The following is a 17,040-nucleotide window of genomic DNA, read 5'->3' on the forward strand; positions in this document are numbered from 1 at the left end:
GGACTCAGTTGGTCGGCTTGTCCGAGCCAACCACCCACATCGCGAAGAACTGCGAGCCGCCGCCGTAGGCGTGCCCGAGCGCCTTCCTCGCACCGTCGACCTGGTGCTCGCCCGCCTCGCCCATCACCTGCAGCGCCGCCTCCGCGAAGCGGATCATCCCGCTGGCGCCGATCGGGTTGGAGGAGAGCACCCCGCCGCTCATGTTGACCGGGAGGTCGCCGTCGAGCGCGGTGGCGCCGCGCTCGGTCGCCTTCCAGCCCTCGCCCTCGGGCACGAATCCGAGGTTCTCCAGCCACATCGGCTCGAACCACGAGAACGGCACGTAGATCTCCGCGCAGTCGATCTCGTCGTAGGGGTTGGTGATCCCGGTCTGCTTCCACAGCTTGGCGGCGGCCTCGCGGCCCGCCTGCGGGTTGACCTGGTCGCGCTCGGCCGCGGTGGTCGGCTCCGAGCGCATCACGGTGCCGTGGATCCAGGCCGGGTTCTCGATCGCCGAGGCGTCCACGGCCGCCTCCGAGCCGATCACCATGGCGCAGGCGCCGTCGGAGGACGGGCAGGTCTCGTCGAAGCGGATCGGGTCCCACAGCATCTGTGAGGCGAGCACCGTCTCCACGGTGGTCTTGTCGTTGCGCAGGTGCGCGTAGGGGTTCTTCAGCGCGTTCTGCCGGTCCTTGGCCGCGACCATCGCGCCGACGTGGGTGGGTGCGCCGGAGCGACGGATGTAGGAGCGGACGTGCGGTGCGAAGTAGCCGCCCGCGCCCGCGTGCACCGGCATGATGAACGGCACCGGGATCGACAGCGCCCACATCGCGTTGGACTCCGACTGCTTCTCGAACGCCACGGTGAGCACCCGTTCGTGCAGTCCCGCCTGCACCAGCGAGGCGGCGACGATCGCGGTGGAGCCGCCCACCGAGCCGGCGGTGTGCACCCGCAGCAACGGCTTCCCGACGGCGCCGAGCGCCTCCGCGAGGTAGAGCTCGGGCATCATCACGCCCTCGAAGAGGTCCGGCGCCTTGCCGACCACGACCGCGTCGATGTCGTCGAAGGTGAGCTGTGCGTCCTCGAGGGCCCGGTCGATCGCCTCGCGGAGCAGGCCGGCGATAGAGACGTCCTCGCGCTTGGCGCGGTGGTGGGTCTGCCCGACCCCCATCACGGCGGCCAGCGTGCGCTTGTCGAGACCCATCAGTTGCCACGTCCTTCCATGACGCAGACGAGGTTCTGTTGCAGGGCCGGCCCCGAGGTCGCGTGGCCCAGCGCCCGCTGGGACTCCCCGGACCAGATCCGGCTGGCGGCCTCGCCGATCCGGATCAGCCCCGAGGCGAACATCGGGTTGCCACACAGTGCCCCGCCCGAGGGGCTGATCGTCACGTCCTCGGTGAGCCCGAGCTCGCGACGCAGGATCAGCTCCTGGTGCGAGAAGGGCGCGTGCAGCTCGGCGGTGTCCACCGCGTGGGCGCCGGCGGCCGAGCCGGCCAGCGCGGCGCTGGGGGAGCGGGTCAGGTCACGGGTGCCGAGCGCGAGCTGGTCGGTGCGGTGCTCGAAGCCGGTGATCCAGGCGGCGCGGTCCGCGACCCGGTCGAAGCCGGGTGCCTCCGCCGTGGTGAGCACGATCGCCGCGGCGCCGTCCGAGACGGGGGCGCAGTCGGAGCGGCGCAGCGGGTCGGCGTACAGCTCCTGGGCGAGGAGGTCCTCGGCGGTGGTGGCGCCCTTGCGGATCGCGTACTCGTTGCCCTCCGCCGAGCTGCGCGAGCGTGCGGCGACCTCGGCCATCGCGCGCTCGTCCCACAGCCCCTGCTCGATGCCCTGCCGCGCCTGGATCCCCGCCAGGGAGACGGTGTCGGGCCACAGCGGGGTCATCGTGTACGGGTCGAGCTGCATAGCCAGCGTCCGGCGGAGCACGCCGGCCGAGGACTTGCCGAACCCGTAGACCAGGGCCGTGTCCACCTCGCCGGTCTGGATCTTCACCCAGGCCTCGTAGAGCGCCCACGCGGCGTCCATCTCCACGTGCGACTCGTTGACCGGCGGCAGCGCACCGATCGCGTCCACCGCCGAGACGAACGAGAACGAGCGCCCGGCCAGGTAGTCGCTGGAGCCCGAGCACCAGAAGTCGATGTCGGACTTGGTCCACCCGGTCTGCTCGAACAGCTCGGCGAAGATCGGGACGAGGATCTCCACGCACGTGGGGGACCCGTCCATCTCCTTCATCTGTCGCTGGGCGAACCCCACGACCGCAACGTCACGCATACGCCATACCTCTTTCGGGGCAGCTCGGGATCAGAGGTGCTGCTTGTAGGTCTCGTAGTCCGCGTCGGGCTCCCCGGTCGGACGGAAGTGGCTGATGTTCTCGATCGTGGTGCCCCACTCGTCGCGCGGCTTCCACACGGCCTCGACCCGCATCCCCATCCGCACCTCGTCCGCCTCGGCATCGAGGATCAGGTGCAGGAACGCGATGTCCGCGCCGTCGAGGAGCACGTAGGCCGACACGTAGGGCGGCTTGATCTTCTGCCCCAGGAACGGCACGTTCACGATGCAGTACGTCGTGACGGTGCCCTTGTCGGGAAGCTCGACCTCGTCGGTCGTCGGCACCCCGTCGACCGGGCAGGCCCCGCGCGGCGGCACGTAGACCTTCCCGCACGTGGGACAGCGCTGCCCCAGGATCCGCCCCTCCGCGAGGCCGCGGAAGAACTTCGACTCCTCCGGGGAGGCGGCGTACTCGTAGGCCAGCCGTACCGGGCTGACGATGCGGGTGACCGGGTCGCGGGTGGGAGTGGTGGTGGGCTCCTTGGACATCTCACCGGATCTCGACTGCTCCGTTGCAGCCTCGTGCCTCGGCTGCAGTCGCGCTCGATCTGGCCCGCCAGCGCCGTCCTCGACTCCGTCGAGTCCGGCGACGGGCTCAAAGCACGCGATGTCGGTGATCTGGCCGACGGTCTCCTCGGCCCAGCGCACCCGCACGCGCATGCCGGTCTCGATCGCGGCGGGGGAGTCCACGTCGACCGCGTGCAGCAGGGGCGCGTCCGCGCCGTCGAGCTGGATCATCGCGAACGCGAAGGGCTTGTCCAGCGGCTGGTCCATCACCGGCTCCGGCACCCACGACCAGCTGCGTACGACGCCCTCGTCACCCACCGCGACGAGCTCGGAGAGCGCCTGGTGGGTGGACGGGTCGTACTCCGGAGGGGGGACCACGACGGTCCCGTCGGAGAGGACGCCACCGATCACCCGCCGGTCGCGCAGGCCGGTCATGAACTGCGAGAGCACCGGGCCCAGGGATCGGGTGTAGTCGAACTCCACCTTCATCGGGGCGTGCAGGGTGCGGGAGACTGGGGCGGTGGTCATGGCCCGAAAGTGAAACACGTTCTAGTCTTGCGAGCAAGGCGGGTTTCGACAGGCTCAACCACCACGGGGACGGCTCAACCACCCCAAGGACAGCTCGACCACCGAACGACGCGAGGAGACGCATGAAGCTGGGACTGCAGCTCGGGTACTGGGGCGCACAGCCGCCGGCGGGGGTCGGGGAGCTCGTCGCCGCGGCTGAGGAGGCCGGGTTCGACTCGATCTTCACCGCCGAGGCCTGGGGGTCGGATGCGTTCACCCCGCTGGCCTGGTGGGGCCGGGAGACCAGCCGGGTGCGACTGGGGACCTCGATCGTGCAGATGTCGGGACGGACGCCGACCTCGATCGCGATGCACGCGCTCACCCTGGACCACCTCAGCGGCGGACGGGTGGTGCTGGGGATGGGCGTGAGCGGGCCCCAGGTCGTGGAGGGGTGGTACGGCCAGCCGTTCGCCAAGCCGCTGGCCCGGACCCGCGAAGTCGTCGACATCGTCCGCAAGGTGCTGGCCCGCGAGGCGCCGGTGACCAACGACGGGCCGCACTTCCCGCTGCCGTACGCCGGTGAGGGGTCGACCGGGCTGGGCAAGCCGCTGAAGCCGATCGTGCACCCGCTGCGTGCGGACATCCCGATCTGGCTCGGCGCCGAGGGGCCCAAGAACGTCGCGCAGACCGCCGAGATCGCCGACGGGTGGATCCCGATCTTCTACACGCCCCGGAGCGCCGGGATGTACCAGCCCTGGCTCGACGAGGGGTTCGCCCGGCCCGGCGCCCGGCGTACCCGCGACGACTTCGAGATCGCCGCGACCTGCCACCTGCAGATCACCGACAGCGAGGAGGAGCGCCGCGCGGTGATCGACGCGCTCAAGCCATCGGTGGCGCTCTACATGGGCGGCATGGGCGCCAAGGAGCAGAACTTCCACAAGAACGTCTTCGACCGGATGGGCTACGCGGAGCTGACCGAGAAGGTGCAGGAGCTGTTCCTGGCCGGAGACCGCGACAGCGCCACCGCGCTGATCCCCGACGACCTCGTCGAGGACATGCACATCGTCGGCGACGCCGGCCAGGTGCGCGAGCGCGTGGCCGCGTGGGAGGAGACCGGCGTGACCACGCTGCTGCTCAGCCTGCGCTCGCCCGACGAGGTGCGCCTGGTGGCCGAGACCCTGGCGTAGGGCTCGTTTCTCATCCCTCGGGGGGCTGACGGCCGTCGGCGTCACGGGTTAGCGTGCCGATGTGAGACGCGCACCACACGAGAACGTCGCGACCGTGCTGGTCGAGCCGTGCGTGCTGGAGGACCTCGAGCTGGCGCTGATGCCCCTGGACCTGCGGTTGTGGCCGGTGCACACCGCGCCGATCTCGGCCGACGGGCCGCGGGAGGCGTTCCAGCTCCGGCGGCGGCTGGTGACCCAGCAGCGTGGGGAGTGGGACCTCGCCGCGGACTGGACGCCGGTGTGGATCGGCTTCGGCGCCACCTGGCGCGACGGGGACGAGCCGTTGCCGTGGTCCGCCCACCAGGCGCTCTGGCGCGAGCTGGCGCACTGGGCGTCGCACGTCCGCTTCCACCGCCGCCTCGGCGGGGTCACCCGGCTGCCGCTGCCCGCCGACGCAGGGCCCTGATGGTTTCGGGCGACCTGTCACCGCGACTACGGGCCGTGGTCGACGCCCTGCCTCTGCGTCCAGGGCAACGGGTGATCGAGGTGGGTGGCGCCCCGGGCGCGGCCGCGCGGGAGGTGGCCAGGCGGGTGGGTCCCGGTGGCCATGTCCTGGTGCTCGATCGCTCCACGAAGGGTGTCGCCCTGACCGAGAAGTCCTGTGCCGACGTGATCGCGGCAGGGCTGCTCAGCGTGCGGGCGGTCGCTGTCGAGGAGGCATCGCTGACACCCGACGAGGTTCCCTACGACCTCGCCTTCGCATGCCGGGTCGGAGTGCTGGACGGGCGACACCCGGCGCGCGAGGCGGAGGCCCTTGGCTGCCTGCGACGGATGCTCGTCCCCGGCGGGCGCATCTTCCTCGACACGGCGGATCCGCTGCGCGAGGTCCTGTGACGAGAAGAGGTCCTGCCGCGAGGAGGACGGACCTGGGCGAGGGACACCGGGATCAATGCACGAGGTCGCGCAGGAGCGCGTCCGATGCGAACAGTGCCTCCCGGTCGTACGTCGACGTGCTGGCCATCAGCTGGTCCGGGGCACAGCGCTCCACGAGCCGCTCCAGCCTGCGCCGCACCGTGTCCGGGCTGCCGGCCACGGCCCGGTCCAGGGAGGCCTCGACCCGGCGGCGCACCTGCGCGGGCCAGTGCGCCTCGCGGATGCTCGCCGCGGGCTCCAGGGCAGGGAACTCGCCGGTCTGCCGGGCGCGGGCCATCGCCCACGCCTCGGGCAGGGCGAGCTCGCGTGCGGTGGCGTCGTCGTCGGCCACGGTGACGTCCAGCGATACCGTGACGGCGGGCTCGCTGCCGTGGTGTGGCCGGAACCGGGTGCGGTAGCCGGCCAGGGCGTCCTCGAGGTGGTCGCTGTCAAGGATGGGGCCGCCGATGACCACGGGCAGGCCGAGACCGGCGGCCACCTCCAGCCCCTTGCCGGTGGCGAGCACGTGCATCGGGACGACCCGGCCGGTGTCGGGCCGCGCGGTGACCTCGGCCCGTCCCTCGAGGTAGTCGCGGAGCTCGGTCAGGTCGGCGGTGAAGGTGTCCGGTTCGGCCTCCTCGTGTCGCAGTGCCCGGCGTACCGGGGCCGTGAACCCGAGCGAACGCCCCAGCCCGAGGTCGACCCGGCCCGGGTTGAGGGCGTCGAGCATCCGGAACTGCTCCGCGACCACGAGGGGCTGGTGGTGGGGGAGCATCACCCCGGCGGACCCCAGCCGGATCGAGGAGGTGCGCGGGCCGATGGCCGCGAGGAGCACGGGCGGGGAGCCGGAGCCGATGCCGGGCACCGCGTGGTGCTCGGCCACCCAGAACCCGTCGTAGCCCAGCGCCTCGGCCCGGACGGCGCGCTCCACCGTGCCGGTCACCGACTCGGCCCCGGCGCGGCCGGCGCGGGCCCTGGACCGGTCGAGGAGGGAGAGCTTCACAGTGGGCCCAACAGTGGCAGATCGCTCGGGCTTCCCCGCCTCCCGACGGCTTGTGATCGTGTTCACAAAGGTCGCCCCGAGCGTGTGTGCGGGCGGAGGCGCCGTTACGGTGTGGCGCGTGCGGCCGCTCCGACGGCCTCTTGCGCCGCCCCTGGCCGGCCTTCCCCTCGCCCCTGACATGTTCTGGAGTAGACATGGACTTCCTTCGCCTCGTCCTGCTGTTCGTCCACCTGCTCGGCTTCGCCGTGCTCCTCGGTGGACTGGTGGTGCAGGCCAAGGAGCCCAACAAGAAGGTGACGGGGTTCGTGCGTGACGGTGCCGGTACGGCGTTCCTCGCCGGCGTCCTCCTCGTCGGGGTGCTCGAGGGCCTCGACGCCGACGTCAACCACGCCAAGGTGGGGGTCAAGCTCGGCATCGGCCTGATCATCCTCGTGCTCGCGATGGCGAACCTGCGCAAGGAGCGCATCTCGACCGGGATCTGGGCCACGCTGCTGGTGCTGACGGTCGTCAACATCTGCGTCGCGGTGTTCTGGTCGCCCGCGCACGCGGTGGACGACGACACTGCCGACGCCGCGGTCGTTCTCGTCCAGCGCTGAGGACCGGGCGCGCGCTTCCTTGGAGGCGTCGTTACCGTGGGTCGTTCCCCCCGGGGACCGACTGTGACGGGCTCCGGCGAACCCGACGAGAGGCACGACGATGAGCACTTTCGACGATCAGCCGGCGGACGTCTCCGCTGACTCCCTGACCACGCAGGCCGAGGCCACCGCGTTGCTGCAGAGCATCGCGACCAGCATCGCCCTGCTTCCCCAGGACGGCATGGACGAGGACGAGACGCTTCCCGAGGGGACGATCGCCATCCCGGTGATCGAGCAGGACGGCACGCAGTACGTCCCGGTGTTCACCTCCGAGGAGGCCCTGATGGCGGCCGGGGCCGACCCCGAGCCGGCCGTGCGGATGGCCGTGGCCGAGCTCGCGGCCAACTGGCCGGCCGAGGACCTGTGGCTGGCCATCGACCCCGGCAGCCAGGACGGGCTCACGCTCCCGCCGGAGGCGGTCCACGCGCTGGCGAGCTTCGCCTCGCCCGTCAATCCTGATTGATCATTTCTGTAACACGTTCTAGTCTCGCGGCATGACGGATGCGCTGCCGGACGAGGACGTGGTTTCGACGAGCTCAGCCGACGGTGGCTCGACCGCCTGGGATCCGATGCGGTTGGGCACGCACAACGGGCACCTGATGGTCGCCGCGTTGAAGCGGCACCGCAGCAAGCCGGTGATGTTCCTCGGCGACACCACCCTGACCGGCGGGGAGGTCGAGCAGCGGATCAGCCAGTACGTGCAGGCGTTCGAGGCGCTCGGCGCCGGCACGGGCGCTCCCTCGGCGCTGCTCGCGCTGAACCGGCCCGAGGTGCTGTTCATCCTCGGCGCGGGTCAGACCCAGGGCTACCGGCGTACGTCGCTGCACCCGCTCGGCTCGCTCGACGACCACGCCTACGTGCTCGAGGACGCGGAGATCACCACGCTGATCATCGACCCGGTGCCGATGTTCGTGGAGCGCGCGCTCGGGCTGCTGGAGAAGGTCCCGAACCTCACCCAGGTGCTCACGATCGGGCCGGTTCCCGAGGAGCTCGCGCACGTCGGCAAGGACCTCGCCGCCGCGGCGGAGACCTTCGCCCCGCAGCCGCTCCAGGCGGCGCTGCTGCCCCCGGACCACATCGTGTCGATCACCTACACCGGCGGCACCACCGGCAAGCCCAAGGGCGTCATCGGCACCAGCCAGGCGATGGCCACGATGACGCAGGTCCAGCTCGCGGAGTGGGAGTGGCCGGAGTCACCGCGGTTCCTGATGTGCACCCCGCTCTCGCACGCGGGGGCGGCGTTCTTCGTGCCCACCGTGATCAAGGGCGGCTGCCTGATCGTGCTGCCGCGCTTCGACCCGGCCGAGGTGCTGCGCACGATCGAGGAGCAGAAGATCACCGCCACCATGCTGGTGCCCTCGATGCTCTATGCCCTGATGGACCACCCCGACTCGCACACGCGCGACCTCTCCTCCCTGGAGACGGTCTACTACGGCGCCTCGGCGATCAACCCGGTGCGGCTGGCCGAGGCGATCGAGCGGTTCGGCCCGATCTTCGCGCAGTACTACGGACAGTCCGAGGCCCCGATGGCGATCAGCTACCTGGCCCGCAAGGACCACTCGCTGGAGAACCGGCAGCGGCTCTCCTCCTGCGGGCGGCCCTCCGCGCTGCTGCGCACCGCGCTCCTCGACGAGTCCGGGCAGCCGGTGCCGGTCGGCGAGCCGGGGGAGATCTGCGTGGCCGGGCCGCTGCTGGCCGGCGGCTACTGGAAGCTGCCCGAGGAGACGGCCGACACCTTCCGCGACGGCTGGATGCACACCGGCGACGTGGCCCGCGAGGACGAGGACGGCTTCTGGTACATCGTGGACCGCACCAAGGACATGATCGTCACCGGCGGCTTCAACGTCTTCCCGCGCGAGGTCGAGGACGTGGTCGCCGAGCACCCGGCAGTCGCCCAGGTCGGGGTGATCGGCCTCCCCGACGAGCGCTGGGGCGAGGCGGTCACCGCGATCGTCGTGCTCCGCGACGGCGCCGAGCTCACCGACGAGGTCGTCCGGGAGATCAAGGACGCGGTCAAGGAGCGCAAGGGCGCCGTGCAGGCACCCAAGCAGGTGATCGCCACCGACGCGCTGCCGCTGACCGGTCTCGGCAAGCCCGACAAGAAGGCCCTGCGGGCGCAGTACTGGGGTGCCCTGGAGCGCAGCGTCGGCTGAGGTCCTGGGTCAGTCGCCCGCCTGCTGGGGCTGGTCGTCGAAGCTGACCCGGATCTGCTCGAAGCCCTTGTGCCGCTGGGCGAGGGCGTACTCGCGGTAGACCCGCCGGTCCGCCTCGGTCAGCTGGACCGCGTCGGTGAACGGGGTGAGCAGGGCCCGTGGGTAGAGGTGCTTGGACAGCACCACGTTGACCTCGAGCCCGATCATCGCGATCACCGTGGCGACGTAGAGCAGCGCCACCAGCCCGAGGACGACCGCGAACACGGCGTTCATCTGGTTGGCCTTGCCGATCACCTGCTCGACGTACACGCCGCCGAGGACCTGCAGCACCTGCCACAGCAGGGCGATCGTCGTCGCGCCGGGGAGCACGTCGCGGAGCCGTTCCTCGCGCGGGGTGGAGAGCCGCATCATCACCGAGAGCACGAGCGCGTTGAGGGCGACGGTCGCCGCGGCCACCACCCACGCGATCTCGGCGCCCAGGTCGACACCGAGCACGTCCAGGTTGCCGGCCAGGCTGGTGATCAGGGCGACCACGACCAGGCCGATGCCTGCGAGCACCAGCCAGACCAGGCTGCGCAACCGGCTGACGATCGGGTTCAGCCGGCTGTTGCGCGGGATCGCCCACGCGACGTTCACCGCGTTGTGCGCTGCCTGGCCGAGCCCCACCACGCCGTACAACGCGGTCAGGGAGCCGACCACGACCGCGGAGGTGCTGCCCTGCAGCCCCTCGGGGCGGCCCAGCTGGTCCCCGACGATCGGGAACTGCGCCAGGGCGGAGTTCAAGATGTCCTCCTGGAGCTCGGGGTAGCCCTGCAGCACGAACCCGAGGACCGAGGAGCCGATCAGCAGGAGGGGGAAGATCGCCACGAACGCGTAGTAGGTCAGCACCGCCGCGAGGTAGCCGCCCTGGTCGTCGAAGAACTTGTAGACCACGCCGAGCGGGAAGCCGGCGACGCGCCGACGGCGTTGGAAGGCATCGACACGATCCAGCGGCCCGGGCACCAGACAAACGGTACGTGGGTGGTCCCGGGAGCAGCCGCAACCACCGGTGTGTCTCGGCCGCGGTTTCAGAGCCGGCTGACGCCCTCCCAGCCGGTCCTGGGTGCGGCGATCCCGAAGTAGCGGCCCAGCGTGGGAGCGACGTCCATGGTGGTCGCCCTCGCCGAGCGGGCCACGCCGGTGCGCACGGCCGGTGAGCCGCCGCCGATGAGGAACGGGATCGGCTCGGTCGCCGGGTGGCCGTGGTTGCCCGGGATCGGGTTGCTCACAGGCAGCGGGTCGGTGAACCGCCAGCCCGCCTTGCAGTAGACGAGGAGGTCCCCGGCCTTGGAGTCGAGCCCGAGCGAGGGGGTCTGGTCGACGCGGTGGGCCTGGAAGACCCCTTCGGTGGCGAGGGCGAGCGATCTCATCGAGGCCAGGCCGGCGGTGCGGCCCGAGGCGGGCCCGGTCCAGTAGACGAGGTTCGCGCCCCCGTTCTGGGCGATCACGTAGTTGCCGGTGAGGCTCGGGTCGGCCTTGAACACGTGGGTGAGGCTGACCGCGTTGGCCGGCAGCGACCAGTCCATCGAGTGGTCCGCGAGCACGATGATCATCGAGGAGGCCCACCGTCCCGAGGACTTCAGCTTCGCCACGAACCGCGCGACCTGGAGGTTCGTCGAGGCCAGTGCGGCGGCCCTGGCCAGCTTGAGGGTGGTGCCGGTCAGGTCGGAGTGACCGACCCGGTCGACGTCGCCGAGGTTGACGAACATCATGTCCGGGTCGAGCTTCTCGACCATGGTCAGCGCCGCCTGCATCGTGGCCGCGTCCGGGGCGTGGTCGGTGATCGGCAGCAGCGGGAACGGCTCCCAGCGGTGCGTGGCCCGGGTGCCGAAGACGTTGTAGAGGTAGTCCTTGGACAGCACCGTCCCGGTCGTCCGCTTCGAGGCGTTCAGCTGCTCGATGATCGTGGGGACCCGGATGTCCTCGGGGCGGTCGCAGTCGCGCAGCTCGCCGAGGGTGCGGTCGTAGATGCTGTTGGCCGGCACCCCGTTACGGGCCGGGCGGCAGCCGGTCATCATCATCACGTGGTTGGGGATCGTCTCCATCACCGGCAGCGACCGGGCGGCGGGGTACCAGGTGCCGCCGTCGCGCAGGGCCGCGACCGCGGGCATCGCGTCGATCTCGGCCGGCCGGCACCCGTCGATCACCAGCACGTAGGCGCGCTTGCGACCGGCCGAGGCACGCGCGGGTGCCGCCGCCGCGGTGGAGAACGTCGTCACCGCACCGGAGGTGCCGGCGACCTTCAACAGGGTACGGCGATCGAGCCGCACGGATCCGGTGCCCATCACGCCACCGGCCCCTTCACCGGGCGGACGGTCTGGGTCCCGGCGCTCGTTGCCCAGGACGCGCTCCACGTCGCGCCGGTCCCGCGCACGGCCCGGTCGCCGATCACGTACCAGTCCATCTGCGCGCGCTTCGCGGTGATGTCGAGGACCGAGTACCCGTGGTCGTCGAAGTTGAGGTACTTGATGTGTGGGTTGTTCACCTTGATGATCCCCTCGACCGCGATGCTGGTCGTGCGCCGCGGCGTGCCGGTGATGTCCTTGAGGTTGTTCGAGGTCACCGAGCTGGTCACGAACTCGACTCCGACGGAGTCGCGGGTGCCGGGGTAGGTCGCCTTCTCGGCAGGGAGGTCGGCCGCCCAGCCGGAGTGGATGTCCCCGGTGACGAAGAGAGCGTCGGTCACTCCGTGGTCGCGGAGGTGCTCGAAGACCTCGCGCCGGTCGTCGGTGTAGCCGTCCCACTGGTCGACGTTGTAGGCGACGCCGTCGGGGGGCAGCAGACCGATCGTGTCGTTGACCGGCTTCACCAGGTTGCGGGGCAGGCCGACGAACGTCACCGGCGCGATCATCACCGGGTTGCCGACGACCTTCCACTGCGCGACCTGACGGGTCAACGAGGCCTTGAGCCAGTCCAGCTGCGCCCGCCCGGTGATGCTCCGGTCGGGGTTCGCCTGCTCGGGGTCCAGCTGGTGCGCCACCTGGACGTCTCGGTAGGTGCGCAGGTCCAGCATGCTGATTTCGGCGAGGTCACCGAACTGCAGCCGCCGGTAGAGCTGGGTGCCGTCACCGGTGGTCGCGGTCCCGCTCATCCGGACCGGCATCCACTCGTCGTACGCGCGGTGGCTGGCCTGGCGGCGCGCGGACCAGGTGCCCTCGCCGTCGTCGGGGTTGTGGTTCCCGGCGCCGTCGCGGTAGGCGTCGTTGGTGGACTCGTGGTCGTCCCAGGTGTGGATGAAGGAGTACTTCGCGTGCAGCCGCTGCAGGTCGGCGTCGAGCTTGTACTGCGCGTGCCGCTGCCGGTAGTCGGCGAGCGAGACCGTCTCGTGCGCCGGCTCGTGCTTGCGGATGTCGACGTCCTGCTGGCCGTAGCCGTACTGGCCGGGACCGTACTCGTAGACGTAGTCACCGAGGTGCAGGATCGCGTGCAGGTCCTCGCGGTCCGCGAGGTGCCGGTAGGCGCTGAACCAGCCCGCCTGGAGGTTGGCGCAGGAGACCACCCCGAACCGCAGGTTGGCGGGGGAGGAGGTGGGCGCAGGTGCGGTGCGCATCCGCCCGCTGCGGCTGAATCGGCGTCCGTAGCCGAACCGGTAGTAGTAGGTGCGTCCCGGTTGCAGGCCGGTGACGTCCACCTTCACCGTGTGGTCGCGTGCGGCTCCGGTGGTGACGCGGCCCGAGCTCACGACCCGGCTGAAGCTGGCGCTGGTGGAGACCTGCCAGGTGACGACGACGTCGGGACCGGCGCCGGATCCAGGTCGGCTCGCAGAAGTGGGCGTGACCCGGGTCCAGATCACCACGGCGCCGGGTGTGGGGTCTCCCGACGCGACGCCGTGAGGGAAGTAGGCGTTGGACATGCCACCTCAACGACGGCACGTCCCTCAGGTCATGGTCGCGCGATCGCGATCACGAGGACGGCTGCCAGGAGCCCGGACGTGGTCGCCGCCACGTTGTTGCCGATGCGCCGGGCGAACTCCGGGCCGAAGACCACCACCGGGGAGATGGGGCCCGTCGGCGGCGGGCCGGCCGTCGACGCCGTACGGTCCTCGACCTGCTCGATCGTGAAGCCCGCGGCCTCCAGGTGGGCGACGTACTGATCGGCCGTCTCGACGAACGACGACCGCTCGTCCTCGGCCCAGGGCATCGGGTAGGGGAGGTCCCCATCCTCCGAACGCATCTGCTCGAAGACCGCGAACCGGCTGCCGGGCTGGAGCACGTGGTGGACCTGGGCGAACAGCTCGGCCTTGTCGGGGACGTTCATCCCGACGTGGATCATCACGGCTGCGTCGAAGGTGGCCTCCCCGAACGGCGCCGACTCACCGGAGGTGGCGACGAACGAGGCCCGGTCGGAGAGCCCGACGCGTTCGGTGAGAGCAGTGGCTGCCTCCACGAAGTCCGGGGTCAGGTCGATGCCCGTGACCCGCGCACCTGCCATCGCCGCCATCCGGGAGGTGCCGCCGATCCCGCAACCGAGGTCCAGCAGCCGCTGGCCGGGCCGCACCTCGAGCGTGCTCAGCACGTGCTCGGTCGCGGCTGCGCCCCCGGCGTGCAGCTGGTCGACGGGGAACAGGTCCGCTGGGCGGAGGTGGTCGGCGTCGACGCCGGCGGCGGCGAGTGCCGCGAGGACCGCCCCGCTCAGGTCACCACCGCCGTAGTGGTTGCGCACCAGATCGCGGACGTCCATCGGACCCACCTCCTAGTGGAACGGCGACCCGGCTCAGGGCCGGTCGTCTTGTTGGGGAAGCTCCCTGGGGGACTGGTTCCCCTCCTTCTCGAGGCGCTTGCGCTCCTTCTTCTCCAGGTCGCGCTCGATCTCGGCGATGGTGTCCTCCCGGCTGGTGGACAGCTGCGCGTAGCGCATCCCGGTGCCGATCATCACGAACAGCGGCCACGGGAAGGGAGTGCCCCCGCCGTTGAACAGCACGGCGATCCACACCGCCCAGCAGATCAGCGTCGGGGTGAGGAACGAGAACAGCGCCTGCTGCCGCTGCTGGCGGTAGCGCCGCTCGGCCTCGGCCCGGCGCTCGCTGACCAGCTGCTTGGGGACCACCAGGGCGGGCACCAGGTCCTCGATCACGGCGGGGAGCTCGCCCAGCGTCCTCGCGTGCGCGACCGCGGTGCCGCGTTCGTCGAGCTCCGCCGGAGTCAGCCGCCCTTCGGCGTACGCCGAGGAGAGCACGTCGCTGATCAGGTCGCGGTCGTGGTCGCTGGCCCTCAGCGCCGCGTTCTCCGGTCGGCGCGGGTCGTGGGGGAACCGCTCCCAGATGCTCTCCGACATGCGCACCAGCCTAGGGCGTCGGCGGCGGTGGCAGCTCTCGGTTGCGGCGGCGGATCTCGCGTCGTTCCAGATGGTGCTCGGACCCGGACACGATGTCGCGGTGCGCGGCCAGCACCACGAACAACGGGATGGAGGTGCCCATCGTGGGGAAGATCGGCCACGGGAACGTTGTGCCGGCGTCGAAGAGATTCAGCGTCCCCCACACCACCCAGCAGATCAGCGTGGGCACCAGGAACACCATCAGCGTCACCAGCCGCAGCACGCGGTAGCGACGCTCGGCCTGCTCGTGGTGCGGGCTCAGGCTGCCTGCGGCGCGGCGGCCGGCCAGGGGCCGCGACGAGGGCGCGGCGGCGGGTCCGCCCGGCAGCACGAGGTCCTCGAGCAGGGCCGGCAGCTCACCGAGGGTCTTGGCCCGGGCGACGGCACTGCTGCGCTCGTCGAGCTCCTCGGGAGCGAGCCGGCCCTCGGCGTACGCCGAGCCGAGGACCTCGTTGACGATGTCGCGGTCCCGGTCGGCTGCGCGCAGCCGTGCGTGCTGCTCCGCGCGCGGGTCCAGGGGGAACCGGTCCCACACGTTCGCTCCAGCCATGGCGAGATCCTAGGTGCTCGTGGACCCACCACGCCCCGTGTTCTAGTGCCCGCGACGCAGCAGGTGCGCGACCGCGTGCTCGACCCGCTCCAGCACGGTCGGCTTCTCCATCTGGTCCTGGGTGACGTTGCGACGCCAGTACCCGGTGATGTCGCTGTCGTCCTTGCCGAAGCCCCGCGACCTCGCCCAGGTGCGCACGGGCTTGAGGGAGATCGCCTCGCCACCCGCCCACACGTAGGTGTGTTGCACGTCGTCGGGGATCTCGAGGTCGCGGACGAAGTCGCCCAGCAGCGTCGTCGTCCCCGGTGCGGCGCCGTCCCGGTGCAGCCAGGCAAGCCGGACGCCGGCGGGCACCCGCAGCGGCTGCTCCTCGGTGGCCGAGGCCACCTCGACCGCGACCACGCCACGCTGGTGCTCGGGCATCTCCTCCAGCCAGCGGCCGATCGCCGGGAGCGCGGTCTCGTCGCCGACGATCACCAGGAAGTCGAACTCCGGCGGGACCAAGCGTGACGGGCGCGGCCCGGCGAGCCAGATGGTGCTCCCGATCGCCGCCGTCTGCGCCCACGTCGACGCGACGCCGCCCTCGTGCAGGACGAAGTCCATGTCGACCTCGCCGGCCGCCGCGTCGTACCGCCTGATCGTGTAGTCGCGGCAGGTGGGGAACGGGCGTGGCCAGGACAGGTGGTCGCCGTCGGGGACGGGGGCTCGGGTGAGCCCGGTGTCCGCGTCGGGGAAGACCAGCTTGCAGTGCTCGTCGGGCAGGTGGCTCTCGAAGCCGTCCATCTGGGAGCCACCCAGGGTGAGCCGCAGCATCCCGGGCGTGACCTGCTCGCGCCGCAGCACCTCGACCTCGCGGATCTTGATGTCCCAGGTGGCCAGGGTGGCCCGGGGACGTTCGCCCTGCGCCGCCATCAGCTCGCCGGCTGGTACTTCTGTGCGGCGGTGCGCAGGTTCTCGACCTGCTTGGCGGCGGCCTCGAAGGTGTAGATGGTCCCGGAGGTCAGGGGGAAGACGTTGCCGGCCTTCACCGCGGGCAGCCGCTTGAAGGAGGCGGCCTCGAGGAGCTTGTCGGTCCCTTCGGTGGGGGAGCCGTCGAGGTTCGCGTCGTAGAAGATGATGTCCTGGTCGGCGAGGCTGGCGACGTTCTCCTGGGAGACCTCCGCGACGTAGCGCTCGGGGTCGGCGGTGTACGTCGGGTTGTAGCCGAAGCCCGCGGCGTCGATACGCTGCCACGACAGGGACTTGCTGGTGTCGATCAGCAGGCTCCCCTCGAAGGCGCTCAGTGCCGTGGCCTGCGCGCCGGCGATCGCGTCGCCGTACTCGTCCTTGACTGCCTTGAGGCTCTTCTCCAGCGCGGCCTCGCGCTCCTCGAAGTCCGTGGTCTTTCCGACGAGGTCGGCGACCACGGGGTAGTTCTTCCACACGTCGGTCGGCTCGGCGATCTTCAGGATCACGGTGGGGGCGACCTCCTGGAGCTCGTCGTAGTCGATGCTGAGGCCCTTGTTGTCCATCCCGATGATCAGGTCGGGCTTGAGCGCGATCACCTTCTCCACGTCCACACCATCGGTGGTGCCCACGGTCGGCACGTCCGCGACGGGGCCGTAGGCCTCCATCCCGAGCTCCTCCTCGAGGAACTCGCCCTCCAGCGCGCCCACCGGCACGACGCCCAGCTCGGCGAGCTCGGACCCGGTCCGCCACAGGGCCACCACCCGCTTGGGCTTGGTGGGGACGTCGGTGATGTCGCCGTTGAAGGTGTCCTTGACCGTCCGCGTGCTCGACTCCTCGGCGGGGGTGTCCTCGGAGGCGTTCCCGGAGGATCCGCAGGCAGCCAGGAGCATCGCGGCGGCGACGCCGGCGGCCGCGAGGCCGACCCTGCGGGAGCGGCGGTGGGTGGACTTCATGGAGGTCTCCTCGGGGCAGTTCTGGCTCGAACGGGCGCTAAGGCTAGCCTCGC

General features: G+C 71.0%; 18 protein-coding genes. 6 read left to right on the plus strand and 12 right to left on the minus strand.

Features of this window, described 5'->3' with window-relative positions:
• Nucleotides 1–4: 4 nt before the first annotated feature.
• The 3 genes from AC4BGC_RS08010 to AC4BGC_RS08020 are packed head-to-tail and all read right to left on the minus strand — an operon-like array spanning nt 5 to nt 3,336.
• Nucleotides 5–1,183 carry a thiolase family protein gene (locus AC4BGC_RS08010; RefSeq protein ID WP_490555092.1) on the minus strand — a complete coding sequence of 393 codons (1,179 nt, stop codon included), beginning with the start codon at nt 1,181–1,183 and terminating at the stop codon, nt 5–7.
• On the minus strand, nt 1,183–2,244 hold the full coding sequence (locus tag AC4BGC_RS08015; RefSeq protein WP_490555093.1) for a thiolase family protein: 1,062 nt from the start codon (nt 2,242–2,244) through the stop codon (nt 1,183–1,185). Before AC4BGC_RS08015 ends, AC4BGC_RS08010 begins: the two co-directional genes overlap by 1 nt.
• Before the next feature lie 30 nt (nt 2,245–2,274).
• Nucleotides 2,275–3,336 (minus strand): Zn-ribbon domain-containing OB-fold protein, encoded by a 1,062-nt coding sequence (locus tag AC4BGC_RS08020; protein ID WP_490555094.1) that lies wholly within the window; start codon nt 3,334–3,336, stop codon nt 2,275–2,277.
• Nucleotides 3,337–3,458: 122 nt separating this feature from the next.
• Here AC4BGC_RS08020 and AC4BGC_RS08025 point away from each other — a divergent pair, with 122 nt between their 5' ends.
• The 3 genes from AC4BGC_RS08025 to AC4BGC_RS08035 all read left to right on the plus strand — a co-directional run bounded on the left by AC4BGC_RS08025 (nt 3,459) and on the right by AC4BGC_RS08035 (nt 5,375).
• Entirely contained in the window at nt 3,459–4,502 is a 1,044-nt protein-coding gene (locus tag AC4BGC_RS08025) for an LLM class F420-dependent oxidoreductase (protein ID WP_490555095.1), read from the plus strand.
• A 61-nt stretch (nt 4,503–4,563) separates the two neighbouring features.
• Nucleotides 4,564–4,947 (plus strand): hypothetical protein, encoded by a 384-nt coding sequence (locus tag AC4BGC_RS08030; protein WP_490544352.1) that lies wholly within the window; start codon nt 4,564–4,566, stop codon nt 4,945–4,947.
• The gene (locus tag AC4BGC_RS08035) at nt 4,947–5,375 is read left to right on the plus strand and encodes an SAM-dependent methyltransferase (RefSeq protein WP_490555096.1); all 429 of its coding nucleotides are present in this window, start codon (nt 4,947–4,949) and stop codon (nt 5,373–5,375) included. Before AC4BGC_RS08030 ends, AC4BGC_RS08035 begins: the two co-directional genes overlap by 1 nt.
• Before the next feature lie 52 nt (nt 5,376–5,427).
• Here AC4BGC_RS08035 and AC4BGC_RS08040 read toward each other — a convergent pair whose 3' ends face one another.
• Entirely contained in the window at nt 5,428–6,396 is a 969-nt protein-coding gene (locus tag AC4BGC_RS08040; protein ID WP_490555097.1) for an MsnO8 family LLM class oxidoreductase, read from the minus strand.
• Between the two features lie 194 nt (nt 6,397–6,590).
• Between AC4BGC_RS08040 and AC4BGC_RS08045 the strand changes: the two genes are divergently transcribed.
• From AC4BGC_RS08045 to fadD8, 3 genes are all read left to right on the plus strand, one after another.
• A complete protein-coding gene (locus tag AC4BGC_RS08045; protein WP_490544349.1) occupies nt 6,591–6,992 on the plus strand; it encodes a hypothetical protein in 402 nt (133 codons plus the stop codon).
• Nucleotides 6,993–7,092: 100 nt separating this feature from the next.
• Nucleotides 7,093–7,494, plus strand: coding sequence for an SseB family protein (locus AC4BGC_RS08050; RefSeq protein WP_490544348.1), 402 nt, complete (start codon nt 7,093–7,095; stop codon nt 7,492–7,494).
• Between the two features lie 31 nt (nt 7,495–7,525).
• Nucleotides 7,526–9,184: a fatty-acid--CoA ligase FadD8 gene (gene fadD8, locus AC4BGC_RS08055; protein ID WP_490555098.1), complete on the plus strand. Its 1,659-nt coding sequence runs from the start codon at nt 7,526–7,528 to the stop codon at nt 9,182–9,184.
• 9 nt (nt 9,185–9,193) lie between these two features.
• Here the strand turns inward: fadD8 and AC4BGC_RS08060 are convergent, their stop codons facing one another.
• The 8 genes from AC4BGC_RS08060 to AC4BGC_RS08095 all read right to left on the minus strand — a co-directional run bounded on the left by AC4BGC_RS08060 (nt 9,194) and on the right by AC4BGC_RS08095 (nt 16,987).
• Nucleotides 9,194–10,186 (minus strand): YihY/virulence factor BrkB family protein, encoded by a 993-nt coding sequence (locus AC4BGC_RS08060; protein ID WP_490555099.1) that lies wholly within the window; start codon nt 10,184–10,186, stop codon nt 9,194–9,196.
• Between the two features lie 65 nt (nt 10,187–10,251).
• Nucleotides 10,252–11,508 carry an alkaline phosphatase family protein gene (locus tag AC4BGC_RS08065; protein WP_490555100.1) on the minus strand — a complete coding sequence of 419 codons (1,257 nt, stop codon included), beginning with the start codon at nt 11,506–11,508 and terminating at the stop codon, nt 10,252–10,254.
• On the minus strand, nt 11,508–13,076 hold the full coding sequence (locus tag AC4BGC_RS08070; RefSeq protein ID WP_490555101.1) for an alkaline phosphatase D family protein: 1,569 nt from the start codon (nt 13,074–13,076) through the stop codon (nt 11,508–11,510). Before AC4BGC_RS08070 ends, AC4BGC_RS08065 begins: the two co-directional genes overlap by 1 nt.
• A gap of 29 nt (nt 13,077–13,105) precedes the next feature.
• On the minus strand, nt 13,106–13,903 hold the full coding sequence (locus tag AC4BGC_RS08075; protein WP_490555102.1) for a class I SAM-dependent methyltransferase: 798 nt from the start codon (nt 13,901–13,903) through the stop codon (nt 13,106–13,108).
• Between the two features lie 33 nt (nt 13,904–13,936).
• Nucleotides 13,937–14,497, minus strand: coding sequence for a DUF1707 SHOCT-like domain-containing protein (locus AC4BGC_RS08080; RefSeq protein ID WP_490544342.1), 561 nt, complete (start codon nt 14,495–14,497; stop codon nt 13,937–13,939).
• A gap of 10 nt (nt 14,498–14,507) precedes the next feature.
• The gene (locus AC4BGC_RS08085) at nt 14,508–15,086 is read right to left on the minus strand and encodes a DUF1707 SHOCT-like domain-containing protein (protein WP_490555103.1); all 579 of its coding nucleotides are present in this window, start codon (nt 15,084–15,086) and stop codon (nt 14,508–14,510) included.
• 42 nt (nt 15,087–15,128) lie between these two features.
• Nucleotides 15,129–15,998: a siderophore-interacting protein gene (locus tag AC4BGC_RS08090; protein ID WP_490555104.1), complete on the minus strand. Its 870-nt coding sequence runs from the start codon at nt 15,996–15,998 to the stop codon at nt 15,129–15,131.
• Nucleotides 15,998–16,987, minus strand: coding sequence for an ABC transporter substrate-binding protein (locus AC4BGC_RS08095; protein ID WP_490555105.1), 990 nt, complete (start codon nt 16,985–16,987; stop codon nt 15,998–16,000). The genes AC4BGC_RS08090 and AC4BGC_RS08095 overlap by 1 nt, the downstream gene beginning before the upstream one ends.
• Nucleotides 16,988–17,040 lie beyond the last annotated feature (53 nt).

The sequence above is a fragment of the Nocardioides sp. Z38_18 genome (genome assembly GCF_058215695.1).

Coding starts and splice junctions, on each gene's coding strand:
- AC4BGC_RS08025 (WP_490555095.1), top strand. CDS start 3,459: ATGAAGCTGGGACTGCAGCTCGGGTACTGGGGCGCACAGCCGCCGGCG.
- AC4BGC_RS08010 (WP_490555092.1), bottom strand. CDS start 1,183: ATGGGTCTCGACAAGCGCACGCTGGCCGCCGTGATGGGGGTCGGGCAG.
- AC4BGC_RS08045 (WP_490544349.1), top strand. CDS start 6,591: ATGGACTTCCTTCGCCTCGTCCTGCTGTTCGTCCACCTGCTCGGCTTC.
- AC4BGC_RS08095 (WP_490555105.1), bottom strand. CDS start 16,987: ATGAAGTCCACCCACCGCCGCTCCCGCAGGGTCGGCCTCGCGGCCGCC.
- AC4BGC_RS08085 (WP_490555103.1), bottom strand. CDS start 15,086: ATGGCTGGAGCGAACGTGTGGGACCGGTTCCCCCTGGACCCGCGCGCG.
- AC4BGC_RS08070 (WP_490555101.1), bottom strand. CDS start 13,076: ATGTCCAACGCCTACTTCCCTCACGGCGTCGCGTCGGGAGACCCCACA.
- AC4BGC_RS08080 (WP_490544342.1), bottom strand. CDS start 14,497: ATGTCGGAGAGCATCTGGGAGCGGTTCCCCCACGACCCGCGCCGACCG.
- AC4BGC_RS08020 (WP_490555094.1), bottom strand. CDS start 3,336: ATGACCACCGCCCCAGTCTCCCGCACCCTGCACGCCCCGATGAAGGTG.
- AC4BGC_RS08050 (WP_490544348.1), top strand. CDS start 7,093: ATGAGCACTTTCGACGATCAGCCGGCGGACGTCTCCGCTGACTCCCTG.
- AC4BGC_RS08065 (WP_490555100.1), bottom strand. CDS start 11,508: ATGGGCACCGGATCCGTGCGGCTCGATCGCCGTACCCTGTTGAAGGTC.
- fadD8 (WP_490555098.1), top strand. CDS start 7,526: ATGACGGATGCGCTGCCGGACGAGGACGTGGTTTCGACGAGCTCAGCC.
- AC4BGC_RS08075 (WP_490555102.1), bottom strand. CDS start 13,903: ATGGACGTCCGCGATCTGGTGCGCAACCACTACGGCGGTGGTGACCTG.
- AC4BGC_RS08015 (WP_490555093.1), bottom strand. CDS start 2,244: ATGCGTGACGTTGCGGTCGTGGGGTTCGCCCAGCGACAGATGAAGGAG.
- AC4BGC_RS08090 (WP_490555104.1), bottom strand. CDS start 15,998: ATGGCGGCGCAGGGCGAACGTCCCCGGGCCACCCTGGCCACCTGGGAC.
- AC4BGC_RS08035 (WP_490555096.1), top strand. CDS start 4,947: ATGGTTTCGGGCGACCTGTCACCGCGACTACGGGCCGTGGTCGACGCC.